The following is an 11,340-nucleotide window of genomic DNA, read 5'->3' on the forward strand; positions in this document are numbered from 1 at the left end:
CACGCGGCTGCCCACGCACAGGGCCAGCCGGGTGGGAGAACTGCTACCGCATCGCTGGCAGGCTTCGAGCGCTTGAGCGATACCCGGGTGGCCGGCAAAGGTCAATATGGGATCGCCGCGCGCTTACGCCTGAATGAACTACCCAGTGGTTGTCCAGGCGCACTTGTGCCAGCGCCGCGCTGTGGGGGTGGAGGAGCGGTGTGTTGGCCAGTATGTCTTGTAGCGAATGCCTGCGGCCTGCTGCCCAAACTTGCGTGTTGTACACAGCCAAGGCGCAGGCTTCAGGCAGGGGCACCAGACCCTGCCATTGCCCCTGTATTCCAAAGTGCGCTACGCCCTGGGCGCGCGGACAGCTGACAGCCCAGCCGTGGCGGGTTGCGGCAATGCTGCCGCCGTAACCGTGCAGGTTGTGGCTGTCTGTTGTCGCCGTTACTGTATTCAGCGGTGCTAGCGCGCCGGTGTGCAGTGCCTGGCCATCGAACAGCGCCAACACCGGAGCCATGCTTCGCTCGGCTTCTTGATCGTGCTCGGCCTGTAGGGCAATGCCCAGTACGTTGCGCTGGGTGTTCCAAGCCAGGTGGCGCAGGCTCAGGCGCTGGTCGGACAGTCGCCATTGCCCCAGCAGCGCGCCGCTGTCGCCTTGCAGCCGCACCAGGGATGAGTCCATGGTGTGCAGGTCGCGCTTGCTGCGGCCGGTGTCGGCGCTGGTGGGCACACCGCCGTTGGCCACGATCAGACTGGCCGGTGCATTGCCTTGGGGAGAATCCCAGATGAGTTCGTGTGCATCCACGCCATGGGTGGGCCATTCGTCGAGTTTTTCGAGGCTTCGTGCGTCGCGCACGCCGACCAGGCTGGCGCCGGTCTCGAGGTCGGTTTCAGTGGTGTAGAGGCGCTGGCCATCGGGGCTGGCCAACACATGGCCGTTGAAGGCGCGTGCCGGTTCTATCCAGTGCCATTGCGGCGCTTGTGCGTTACCGGGCTGCCAGCGTACCAGCCAGTCGCCCGGGCGGCGTGCCACAGCCAGCACACTGCCATCTGGCGGAGCGATCATCCCATGGGCCCGGGTGGGCAGCTCTAGCGCGGTCAGCACCTGTAGCGTTGGTGCCGTGGCGGCGGGTACGGCCAGCACGCCCAGGTGAAAGCCGCCGGTTTGCTCCCACGCCGCAGCCAGTTGCAGGGTCCCGGGAATAGGGCGGCGGTGTTGGTGACCACTAGCGTAGGTTAGCTGCGCCATACACAGGCTTGCCGCGCCTGCGCCCCAGGCCAGCGCCTGGCGGCGAGAGATAGGCAAAGAAGAGCGAAGAAAAGCCATGCGGTGCCCGTGTGTCAATCGCCGTCCGCGTCAGAAAAGCCAATGCTGACTTTGAGTGCGGGTGCCACTTCGGACTCCGCCAGGTGCTTGAGCACTGCCAGCGCTCGCGCAGTCTGCTGCACTTGTGCGCCGCTGTGTATGTCGGCCTGGGCTACTCCCGCCAGTGCGGTGTCTACACGCAGTGCGGCGGTGCGTAGGCGATCGGCCAGGGGATTCAGGCCCATGCCGCGCAGTTGTGTTTCCAGTGGCACCAGGGTACTGCCCGGCACAGGGGCTGCGTTGCTATCGGCCAGGAGCGTGGCGCTGCGCAGAGCTGCCCAGGCAGCGTTCCATGCAGCGAGCGTCTGTCCACTGGAAGCGCGCGGGTAGTCGGGAGGACGCGTGACTTGGGCGGCGCGCAGGGGTTTCTCCATGTGTGCCCAGCGCAGGCGTTCCAGGCCACCGACCCATTGATTCACGAATTCGCTCATGGCCTGGGCCGAGCGCTCTTGCTGGTCTTCGGTGCCCCAATCCGTGGCGGCTGCCTGCGCATAGGCTGTTTGCAGGGCGGTGGCCTCGCGCAGCAGGTCAAGGGCTACCTCGTGGGCATAGCGACAGGCCGGTGTGCCCGGTGCCACAGGCTGTGTCCACAGTAACCATTCAAGCGCAGGCAACCCTTTGGCCGGGGTGCCGATGCGCTCAAAGGCGAGTGCGCCCTGGGGCTGGGTGGCGATGGCCCGTGCAATCAGCGCTGGCCGGGTGGGCGCAAAGTCGATGCTGCGCAGCGAGCGGCGCTCGACCACCGGCCCGATGGCCAGTGTCGACAACTGCTCCCACGCCAGCGTGGTGTCTTGCCAGGCGCTGCGTGCGCGTGCCAGCGCCGCCTGCCCTGCCTCGGCAGGGGCGTTGCACAGTGCGCTGATGGCCGGTGGCAGTGCCTGTGCGGTGCGCTCGAAGCCCTGGGCACGTGGCAAGGCCCAGTGGCCATAGAGGCCTTGCAGCATGTGCACGGTGTCGTAGTAGGGCACAGCCTCGCGCTGCCAGGTGCTTTGCGCCTGCACGGCAGTGCTGGCCCACAGCGCCAGTGCCAGCACCGCAGCGTGCCGCAGGGGCCGCCGCAGGCGTTGGTAAGCGCTCCAGACGGGAGAGTACGGTGTCATAAGGATTCCACAAACGCCACCAGCGCAGCGCGCTCTGCGGGGGACATTTTCAGCACTTGACTGCGGCTATCTTCGGCTTCGCCGCCGTGCCACAGCACGGCTTCCAGTACGCCGCGTGCGCGCCCGTCGTGCAGCAGCCTGGTGTGGCCATTCACGTCCCGGATCAGGCCAGTGCCCCATAGCGGTGGCGTTTTCCACTGTCGACCATTGGCGCCAAAGTCGGGGCGGTTGTCAGCCAAACGCTCGCCCATGTCGTGCAGCAGCAGGTCGGTGTAGGGCCAGATGCGCTGATCCGATAGGGCCTTGCTGGTCAGGTGTGCAAAAGGGCCGTGCTGGGTGACATAGCTAGGGCGGTGGCAGGTGGCACATTGGGCCTTGGCAAACAGCGCCTGGCCACGCAGCACCTGTACATCCTCGGGTTTGCGGCGTGCCGGTGGTGCTAGCGTGGCTTGGTAGAACACCACGTTGTTCAGGGTTTGGTCGTCAATTTCGACATCTGTCTGGCCTTGTGCGCCAGCGCTTTTGCCGCTGGGCGCTGCCAAGCAATCGGTTTGCGCGGGCCTGCATGCCTCCTGGGCAAAGTGGCGCGAGGTGATGCCCATGTCACCGACAAAGGCAGCGCCCGTTTGGTGTGCGATGGTCGCTACGTTGGCTTTCCAGCCAAAGCGACCGAGCATCATGCGGCCCGAGGGCGCATCCCACACCCGGTTGGGAACGCCTTTGATGGGGCCCGGTGCGGCGGCTTGGTCGGTTGCATTGGCCAGGATGTCGGCCTCGGCAATGGCTTCCAGCAGCCCCACGCCAATGAGCTGGGGGGCAATCCGCGGGCTGACCCTCACTTGAGGGTGCAAGGGGCCATAACCCAAATCGGCAAAGCCATAGTGGGGTGCGAGCAGTTCGTAGGGTGTGCCGTCGGCAAACTGCCCTTGCACGCTCTGGTAGCGCAGGGTTACGCGCCCTTCGGGCCTGACGCCTTGGACGGCTGCGTTGTTGAGCTGGTCGCCATACACGGGATCGGGCCGGGGGCTGCCGTGGGTATCTGTGCCAGGGATGGACAAGCGCATCAGCAGTGCGACGGTGGGGTCTTGGGTTTCGCCCAGCCGGTTGAACATGTCTGGCGGCGCGCCCCGGCCATCCTGCACGTGGCAGCCGCCACATGAGCGTGCAATGAAATGCGGCCCCAGGCCATCGCGTGCCTTGGTGGAAGCCGGTGCCTCGACCCAGTTGCGGCGAAAGAACGAGTTGCCGATGGCAAATCGTGTGCGCTCGGCATCCGACAGGTTGGCTGCGGGGAATGAGAAGGCATTGCGCCCGGTGGCAAACACTGTGGTGTCACCGCCTACCTTTTCGCCCAAGGGGTCGGTGGGGGTGTCGGCCAGCAGGCTGCCCAGAGTTACCAGGCTGACACTGGCAACTACCAGGTGTCCCAGGCGTCGGCGCAGGGAAGAGAAGCACAGGGGCATGGCAAGCAAACGCAGCGGTTTCAAGGTTGCGCCAGCGTCAGGCGGGTGATGCCGATGGCGTTGGCGCCAGCCACCAAATCTTTACTTTGCTGGGTCAGGCTGTCGATGGTCTTTTGGATGCGCTGGCGGCCAGGGGCGTCGTTGCCACCGATGATTTCGCGGTCAAAGGGCGCTTGGATGGCCTGCGCTGCGTGTACCGATGCGGCTATCTGGCGTGTGATCTTTTCTGCCAGCGCTGCGTCTTTGGTGGCCACCAGATCGCGCAGTGACGCACCTTTGAGGGTGCTGCCGTCGGCGCGCTGGTACTGCCCCAGCCATACGTTTTGAATGCCCAGCGCATTGGCCACGGCATCGCGGTGCGTGTTGTCCGAAAAGCACGAATGTTCGTCTTCCTGATCCTGGCTGTTGAGTGCCACCTCCAGCCGCTCGCCGGCCAGTTCGCCGCGCGAGAGCGAGCCCAGGCCCACCAGCATCTTGCGCACCGATTCGGTGCCGCCGCGCACGAACTGGGCGCGGTAATTGCCCTTCACGCCGGGCGCCCACGCCTGCGTGAGTTTGCTCAGGTCGTCCACCAGCAGGTCGGTCACCACGCTGAGGTATTGGCGGCGGCGGTCGGCGTGGGGCGCTTTGCCGTCCACGAAGTCCTCAAAGTTGCGCTCGCCGGGGCCGGTGTCAGACAGGTCTTGGCCCCACAGAAAAAATTCGATGGCGTGCCATCCAGTGGCAATGTTTTCTTCGCCGCCACGCTCGTTTTGTGCGATCAGGTTTTTCTTGGTGATGGTGAACTTGGGGTTGTTTACCAGGCCGGCGCTGGGCCTGCCCGACACGCTATCGACATACGACTCATCCATGGGCCAGGCGTTGAGTCGGCCTTCGGGGCCGTTTTCGTCGTCGATGGGACCGCCGTAGAAGCGAAAAGCCTCAGTTTGACCATAGAACTCGCGCGCTGTCAGCCAGGTTTTGCGTGCCTGGGCCAGTGTTGGCTCCGAGGGCTGGGCGACAAAAGCCCGCACCGCTGTTTGCATCGCCTTGGCGCTGGCCAGGGTGTCGCTGTAGTTGGCATAGACCAGCGCGGCGTAATGGCCCGCCACGGCATGGGTGCTGATGGGTTGTTGTGCCTGCATGCCAGCAACTTGGGCATACACCGCAGTGCTACTGCTCAGGGCCGCGAAGGTCAGCGCGGTTGCCAACAGGGGCTTGTTCATCAAGGTGAGGGGCACGCGGATTCTCCGGGGATGGTGAAATAAAAATTGGTGCGCAGGGGCAGTGCAGGTGGTTTGGTGCAGCAACACCCATGGCAATGACAGCGAATTTTTTGATTATATAAATGAAAGTAATTCTTATTTGAATTTTTGACTGGGGCTGCTTCAGACCGTGCAGCGTTGCAGCCTTGAGGGCGTGGTTGCCGCCCGTGCTGTGATCAACTTCTGGCCACGGATCACACCAAAAATCCGCGCAATGAAAACGTGGATGAATCCATTTTTGCTATTAATAACATAGCTATAAGCGCTTGCTATGTAAGCGTTAGGAGCATATTTTTATTAAAAATATGGGTGGTGGTGAATGGCAGAAATTGCGTCGCCGCACATCCTGTTTCATTCTTGCCACAGCCGGTTCCAACGTCGGATTTGGCATTTAGAATCGCATCCCGCATGTTGTTGAGAATCAATCTCATTTTCATGCTGACTGCCAGCCCGGTGCGGTTTTTGCCCTCCCAGCCACAGCATTCCTTGCCGTCCACTACCGTGGTCTGTGCGGGGCGATAGGTTGTGGTGTGTGTGCCGTTTGTTGCAGCGCGCTTCCACGTTGCGCGCTGTCGCAGCCTCGCTCTGTGGGCCTTCTCGGTGGGGCGCCTTCCATGGCCCTTGATAACGAACCGCTCTATGCCTTACCGCTGTCCCCCTTCCTTTCGCCGCGCTGCACCCGCTGCTTTGCATGCTGTTGCTGCGGCCGCCTGCCTGGTCAGTGCCTTGCCCCGTGCCAGCTTTGCACAGGAGGCGCCGACATCGGCCAGCACTGCCCCCGCATTGGACGAAGTGCGGGTGACCGAAAAAGCAGCGCCCAACGTGTACAGCGAATCCAGCGATACCTACATGCCGCGCGGTGTGGAGGTGGGCAAGACGGCACAGTCGCTGCGCGAAATCGCCCAGTCGGTCACGGTGGTGACGCGCCAGCGCATGGACGACCAGGCGCTGCGCACGCTCGACGATGTGATGGGCCAGACCACCGGCGTGACGCGCGAAGAGACATGGCTGGACACCGCCTACCAGGCGCGCGGTCTGCCGATCACCAACATCCGCTATGACGGCGGCGGTGCCGGCTCCACGCGCTCGGGCAGCCGCAGCCAGGACATGGCGCAGTTCGACAGCGTGAGCCTGCTGCGCGGCGCCGATGGGCTGTTTGGTGCGGGCGAGGCGGGCGGTGTCATCAACTTCACCTACAAGCGCCCGCTGGCCAAGCGCCAGACCCAGATGCTGTTGTCGGCGGGCAGCTTGTCCAACTACCGCGCCGAGTTGGACGCCACCGGCCCCCTCAACGCCGAGAGCAGCGTGCGCGCTCGGCTGGTGGCGGTCTCGCACGACCGCCACGAGATGGCCGAGCCCTCGCGGCTGCAGCGCAAGATGCTCTATGGCACCGTGGAAGTGGACGTCGGGCCCGAAACCCTGCTGACCCTGGGCACGAGTTACCAGAACGACCGCAACCCAGGCTTCAATGCCAGTCTGCCGCGCTACGCCGACGGCAGCGACATCGGTCTGCCGCGCAGCACCAACATGGGTACTCCCTGGAACTGGATTCACCGCGAGAACACGGCGCTGTTCGCCAAGCTGGAGCACCAGCTCTCACCGAGCTGGCTGCTCAAGGCACAACTGCGGCACACCCGCTTCAATGAGGGCGTCAACGCGGCCGAGATTGAGGGTGCGCCTGCGCCCGGTACGCTGGTTGGTACCGACTGGTGGATTCACCAGGGCATGGCCAAAGAGCGCGAAACCAGCCTGGACGTCAACGCGCAGGGCGGTTTCGACGCCTTTGGCCAGCGCCACGATCTGATTTTTGGGATGGATGTGCAGCGCACGCGTGATGTCAGCCGCAGCCTGTGGCCCCGCATCGGGCCGGCCAATATCTTCGATCGCACGCCGCCGCTGGACCCGGGCTTTCCGCTGGGCGACTGGACTACTGGCTCCCAGACGAATGCGCAAAAATCAGGTCTCTACGGCTCGGTGCGCCTGCGTCCGCTCGAGCGCTGGGCGGTGGTGCTGGGCGGGCGCTACACGTTGCAAGACCGCAGCACCCAGCACGGCATGGATGGCACGCTGACCGCGCAAAGCCGCGAGGGCCATGTGTTCGTGCCCTACGCTGGCGTGGTCTATGACCTCTCGTCCACCACCAGTGTTTATGCCAGCACGGCAGAAATCTACCAGTCGCAGGCGGGCAAGTTCTCTGCGCCGCTGCCGGGCGCACCACTCGACCCGGTGCGCGGGCGTACCTATGAGCTGGGTATCAAGGGGGAGTGGAGCCGCAGCCTGACCGCCAGCGCAGCCCTGTTTCGCACTGAGAAGAAAGGGCAGGGCGTGGTGGACCCCGCCTACCCGCAGACCGACTGGCGCGGCGGCTGCTGCTACTTTCGCGACGGCTACCAGCGCAGCCAGGGCATCGATCTGGAGTTGACCGGCAAGGTGGCGCCGAATTTGCAGGTGGCCGTGGGCTACACGTTCAACGACAACGTGGACAAGCGCAAGGACGATGCACGCTTTAGCACCGTCACGCCGCGCCACCTGTTCAAAGCATGGGGGGACTACCGCTTCAGTGGTGCGCTGCGCGGCTGGAGTCTGGGCACTGGCGTGGTGGCGCAGGGCAAGCACTTCCGTGCCGCGGGCATCAGTGCCTACAACCCGGCCACTGGCCGCTATGACGGCAAATGGCAGCCTTACCAGTTCACGGCACCGGGCTATGCCGTGTGGTCGGCACGCCTGGGTTACGCCATTGACAAAGACTGGAGTGTGGCCATGAACATCGGCAACCTGTTCGACAAGACCTACTACAGCACCGTCGGCTATGCGGGCTACGGCAACTTCTACGGTGAAAAACGCACGGTGGTGGTGACGTTGCAAGGGCGGTTTTGACGGCACGCCCTGATCCACTGACCCATCTCTCTGTCTTTTCTTTTCCTGTGGTGGCTGAATGAACCCATTTGTGATCCATCGACCGGGCCTGGGCCTGCTCTCCCGTGTGACCGCTGCCGTGCTGGGCGGCTACCTCCTGGCCAGTGCCTGGGTGGTTTTTTGCGGCGTGGTCTTGCCCGGGCGGGCCGAGGCAGTGTTGGCAGGGGTGCAGTTGAGTTTTGTGGTGTACGTAGGGGCCGTGGTCTGGGCCTTTGCTCCCGTACCGCTGGGCCGTGTGTGGATGGGGTTGCTGGTGCCTGCCGCTGCCCTGGCTGGATTGGCGGCGCTGCTGGCGCGCCTGGAGGGCTGACATGGGCAGTGCAAAGCAAAGCCATGGCGCCGGGCAGGGCGGGTTTCGCCAGGCACAGGCCTGGTTGCACACCTGGTGCGGCCTGTGGTTCTCCTGGTTGCTGTTTGCGGTGTTTCTCACGGGCACGCTGGCCGTGTTTGACGAGCCCATCACCCACTGGATGACACCCGAGCACCATGCAGAGGAAGCCGCCGCCCTCGCGGCCCCGGCCATGCCCACGGCGCCACTGGGGCAGCGACTGGCCTGGGCGGCGAACTACATGGAAAAACACCACCCCGGTGCTGCCATGTGGGAGCTGTGGCCGTCGGATGCGCAAGGCACTGGCCCTTTGCGGGTGTACTGGTTTGACCGCCAGCAACAGTACGCCTCGGTGGATCTGGACACCACCACGGGAGCGCCGCTTGCGGCCAAGCCCACGTCGGCCGCACGCCAGACCCTGGGTGGCCACCATTTCGTCGATTTTCACTACGAGCTGCACGCTGGCCAGGTGGGCTTGTGGATCGTGGGCATTGCCGCCATGGCCATGCTGGTGGCGCTGGTCAGTGGCGTCATCACGCACCGGCGCATCTTCAAGGACTTTTTCACCTTTCGCACCCGCAAAGGCCAGCGCAGTTGGCTGGATGCGCACAACGCCGTGGCGGTGTTGACCCTGCCGTTCCAGTTCATGATCGCCTACACCGGCATCGTGATCTCGGGCCTGACTTTCATGCCAGCGGGGGTCATTGCGCAGTTCGGAGGGGGCAGCGATGCCATGCGCGCGTTCCAGGTCGCGCTGAACGAGCCCGGCAAGCCCCAGCCAGCGGGCCGCGCCATGGCCGTTCCCGATCTGGAGCCGTTCGTATTGCGCGGGCAGCAGTTGATGGGGCAACCGGTGCGGGCCGTGGTAATCGACCACCCGGGCGATGCGGCGGCGCGCATCGGCGTGTACGGCTGGAACCACGACGACGCCCTGCGCCAGCGCCTGAGCGCCACCACCGGTTTGGCGATGTTCTCTGCTGCCACGGGCGATGTGCTGCAAGTGCGCCTGCCCGGCAGTGTGGAGGGCGGCACCGCTGCGCTGGCCCAGTCGGTCATCGGCGGGCTGCACATGGTCACTTTTGGTGGGCTGGCGCTCAAGTGGCTGTATTTCGTTGGCGGCCTGGCGGGCAGCGCCATGATGGCCACGGGCGCTATTTTGTTCATGGTCAAGCGCCGCACCAGGCACCAGGGCGAGTTTGGCGAAGCCACCGCGCGCGTGTATCGGTTGATCGAGGGGTTGAACGTGGCGGCCATCGCCGGTCTGGCGGTGGGGTGCGTGGGCTACCTGTGGGCCAACCGCCTGGTTCCGGTGGGCCTGGCGCACCGCGATGACTGGGAACTGGGCGTTTTCTTTGGGTTGTGGGCGTTGACCCTGGTACACGCCCTGGCCCGTCCCCCGGCTGCGGCGTGGCGCGAGCAAATGGGCGCGCTGGCCGCACTGTGCCTGCTGCTGCCGGTGCTCAACCTGCTGACCACGGGCGACCATCTGCCCGCACAAATCCTGCGCGGCGACTGGGAGAGCGCTGGCGTGGAGCTGTTTGCCCTGGCCACGGGCGTGGCAGCGGCATGGGCCGTGCGCTGGCTGCACCGGCGCGGAGCAGCGGGCACACCACCGCACCGACCCGTGCGACCGGATCTGCCCTCGGTGGCCGCTCACCAGGGGAGTCTGGCATGAGCGCATGGCAGGCATCCCTGGTGTCTCTGGGGCTGGCGTGGGGCGGCATGTTGGCGCTGGCGTTGGCGATGGATCGCCACTGCGAGCAGTGCTCTGGCCTGCGTGAAGTGCCCAGCACCCGGCGCCGCTGGCTGCGCTGGGCGGGCGCACTGCTGTTGGGGGCGGTGGCCCTCCCTTGCCAGCAAGCCTGGGGTGGTTCGGTGGGGGTGGTGGCGTGCCTGGGATTTTGGTCGGTAGGCGCCGTGGCCACGGTGGCGCTGTTGAGCGCATGGCCGCGCTGGGCTGCCCGGGTGGCCGTGCTGGCGGGCCTGGGCGCAGTGGCTGTCCTGGCGCTGGCCGGTGTGCGCCAGGAGGGCGCGCGCTACGAGACCATCACGGTCGGACGTGGCACGGTCGAGGCCCATGTCACCGCCATTGGCACCTTGCAGCCGCGCCGCTATGTGGACGTGGGCGCGCAAGTGTCGGGCCAGGTCACGCGCTTGCATGTGCAGCCCGGCACCGAGGTCAAAAAAGGCCAGCTGCTGGTCGAAATCGACCCGAGCGTGCAGCAGGCCAGCGTGGATGGCGGGCGTGCCGCGCTGGCCGGGCTGCGCGCGCAGCTGGCCGAGCAGCACGCGCAGCACCAGTTGGCCAGCCAGCAGCATGGGCGCCAGCAGCGGCTGGCACAGGGCGGCGCGACGCGGCTGGAAGACGTCGAGGTGGCCCAGGCCACGCTGGCATCGGCTGTAGCCCGCATCGACCACCTTCAGGCGCAGATCGCCCAGACCCAGGCCACCCTCAAGGCCGACGAGGCCCGGCTGGGCTACACCCGCATCTACGCCCCCATGGCGGGCACCGTGGTGTCGCTGGAAGCGCGCGAAGGGCAAACGCTGAACGCCACTTACCAGACCCCCACCATCCTGCGCATTGCCGACCTGTCGGCCATGACCGTGTGGACGGAGGTGTCCGAGGCCGATGTGCGCCGCGTCAAGCCTGGCATGGCGGTGTACTTCACCACCTTGGGCAGCCACGAAGAGGCCACACCCCGGCGCTGGACGGGCCGCGTGCGCCAGGTGCTGCCCGCACCGCCCGGGGGCGATGGCAAAGGCAGCGGCATGGCCGCACCCGCCGCCACCAAGGCTGTGGCCTACACCGTACTGTTTGACGTGGACAACAGCGATGGTGAGTTGATGCCGCAGATGACCGCACAGGCCAGCTTCATCACCGCCCAGGCCCAGGACGTGATCGCCGTGCCGTTGACGGCGCTCACCGCACTCACCGCGC

Annotated in this window: 9 protein-coding genes; 4 read left to right on the forward strand and 5 right to left on the reverse strand. The window is 65.4% G+C overall.

The features are described from left to right. Positions 1-43: 43 nt before the first annotated feature. The 5 genes from PHX69_RS11485 to PHX69_RS11505 form a co-directional block, all read right to left on the reverse strand. On the reverse strand, positions 44-1,312 hold the full coding sequence (locus PHX69_RS11485; protein ID WP_288043817.1) for a DUF1513 domain-containing protein: 1,269 nt from the start codon (positions 1,310-1,312) through the stop codon (positions 44-46). 14 nt (positions 1,313-1,326) lie between these two features. Continuing rightward, positions 1,327-2,451 (reverse strand): imelysin family protein, encoded by a 1,125-nt coding sequence (locus PHX69_RS11490; RefSeq protein ID WP_288043818.1) that lies wholly within the window; start codon positions 2,449-2,451, stop codon positions 1,327-1,329. Beyond that, the gene (locus PHX69_RS11495; RefSeq protein WP_288043819.1) at positions 2,448-3,914 is read right to left on the reverse strand and encodes a di-heme oxidoreductase family protein; all 1,467 of its coding nucleotides are present in this window, start codon (positions 3,912-3,914) and stop codon (positions 2,448-2,450) included. The genes PHX69_RS11490 and PHX69_RS11495 overlap by 4 nt, the downstream gene beginning before the upstream one ends. A 20-nt stretch (positions 3,915-3,934) precedes the next feature. Then, entirely contained in the window at positions 3,935-5,119 is a 1,185-nt protein-coding gene (locus tag PHX69_RS11500; RefSeq protein ID WP_288043825.1) for an imelysin family protein, read from the reverse strand. Positions 5,120-5,427: 308 nt separating this feature from the next. Further along, entirely contained in the window at positions 5,428-5,655 is a 228-nt protein-coding gene (locus tag PHX69_RS11505; RefSeq protein WP_288043820.1) for a hypothetical protein, read from the reverse strand. Positions 5,656-5,845: 190 nt separating this feature from the next. Between PHX69_RS11505 and PHX69_RS11510 the strand changes: the two genes are divergently transcribed. From PHX69_RS11510 to PHX69_RS11525, 4 genes are all read left to right on the forward strand, one after another. Beyond that, the gene (locus tag PHX69_RS11510; RefSeq protein ID WP_288043821.1) at positions 5,846-8,035 is read left to right on the forward strand and encodes a TonB-dependent siderophore receptor; all 2,190 of its coding nucleotides are present in this window, start codon (positions 5,846-5,848) and stop codon (positions 8,033-8,035) included. A 58-nt stretch (positions 8,036-8,093) separates the two neighbouring features. Continuing rightward, entirely contained in the window at positions 8,094-8,384 is a 291-nt protein-coding gene (locus PHX69_RS11515) for a hypothetical protein (RefSeq protein ID WP_288043822.1), read from the forward strand. Position 8,385: 1 nt separating this feature from the next. Next, positions 8,386-10,077 (forward strand): PepSY-associated TM helix domain-containing protein, encoded by a 1,692-nt coding sequence (locus PHX69_RS11520; RefSeq protein WP_288043823.1) that lies wholly within the window; start codon positions 8,386-8,388, stop codon positions 10,075-10,077. After that, positions 10,074-11,340, forward strand: a 1,267-nt coding sequence (locus tag PHX69_RS11525; RefSeq protein WP_288043824.1) for an efflux RND transporter periplasmic adaptor subunit, incomplete at its 3' end; no start/stop codon positions are given. The genes PHX69_RS11520 and PHX69_RS11525, both read left to right, overlap by 4 nt.

It is taken from the genome of Simplicispira sp., assembly GCF_028687295.1.
Taxonomy (GTDB): Bacteria; Pseudomonadota; Gammaproteobacteria; order Burkholderiales; family Burkholderiaceae_C; genus Simplicispira; species Simplicispira metamorpha.

Bases quoted from the DNA above. Each gene is read 5' to 3' on its own strand.
- PHX69_RS11490 (WP_288043818.1), bottom strand. From the start codon at position 2,451: ATGACACCGTACTCTCCCGTCTGGAGCGCTTACCAACGCCTGCGGCGG.
- PHX69_RS11520 (WP_288043823.1), top strand. From the start codon at position 8,386: ATGGGCAGTGCAAAGCAAAGCCATGGCGCCGGGCAGGGCGGGTTTCGC.
- PHX69_RS11500 (WP_288043825.1), bottom strand. From the start codon at position 5,119: ATGAACAAGCCCCTGTTGGCAACCGCGCTGACCTTCGCGGCCCTGAGC.
- PHX69_RS11495 (WP_288043819.1), bottom strand. From the start codon at position 3,914: ATGCCCCTGTGCTTCTCTTCCCTGCGCCGACGCCTGGGACACCTGGTA.
- PHX69_RS11485 (WP_288043817.1), bottom strand. From the start codon at position 1,312: ATGGCTTTTCTTCGCTCTTCTTTGCCTATCTCTCGCCGCCAGGCGCTG.
- PHX69_RS11515 (WP_288043822.1), top strand. From the start codon at position 8,094: ATGAACCCATTTGTGATCCATCGACCGGGCCTGGGCCTGCTCTCCCGT.